The organism is Haloferax sp. Atlit-6N, assembly GCF_003383195.1.
In the GTDB taxonomy this organism is placed as follows: Archaea; Halobacteriota; Halobacteria; order Halobacteriales; family Haloferacaceae; genus Haloferax; species Haloferax gibbonsii.
Genome location: NZ_QEQJ01000140.1, coordinates 1 through 563, shown reverse-complemented (window position 1 = coordinate 563; position 563 = coordinate 1). Strand labels below are relative to the sequence as shown.

The 563-nt window shown below is 54.4% G+C and carries 1 protein-coding gene and 1 pseudogene; both read right to left on the bottom strand.

The genetic code is table 11. The annotated features are described in order from the left end of the window. A pseudogene (locus DEQ92_RS21615) lies at window positions 1-270 on the bottom strand (transposase); the annotation flags it as partial. A 76-nt stretch (window positions 271-346) separates the two neighbouring features. Beyond that, the coding region (locus tag DEQ92_RS21610; protein ID WP_115821766.1) for a DUF1616 domain-containing protein at window positions 347-563 on the bottom strand (217 nt) is incomplete at its 5' end.

Sequence of the window (563 nt, the reverse complement as noted above, 5' to 3'; positions counted from 1 at the left end):
CTTGTGCGCATCAAGAATCTCGCTTCGGATCCACACGCTCGTCATCGCAAAATCGGTATGTAGCCTTTGTGGAGGCCCAGTCCTCGCAGGCGTTAGGGATCGACTTGGCAGGTGCCCTGAGCCGATCTCCGACTGCATCAATCGGTCAGTGAGCCGTTCGTCACCAAACTCAGCAGACTTGAACTCCTTGCGAACTGTGCCATAGACGTCCGTTTGACACAGTTCAGCCTCTTCTACATCAGCTCGACGGCTTCGTGAACCGCTCTGCATCTTGGCCACAGGTTCCACGAACTACGGCGATAGGAGTTGTGGGTAAGAGACAGCAGTAAACCCGTGGGCTTCCTCCTTACATCTCTGTGACATTGAGCCAAAGGTGGGTCTCACGATATGCGGAGTCAACAGATGGCTGTTGTGGTGGGGAACCGCGATAGAGTAAGTAGGTGAGTCGAAGACGCTCTCCTGTGAGAGTCGGCCTAACAGTATGTGGTTGATGCCATGTTTCATTCGCATCGAGTGTGGGGTCGAAGCGGGTGAGTTGTTCGCGCTGGAGCACTGTCGTTGAA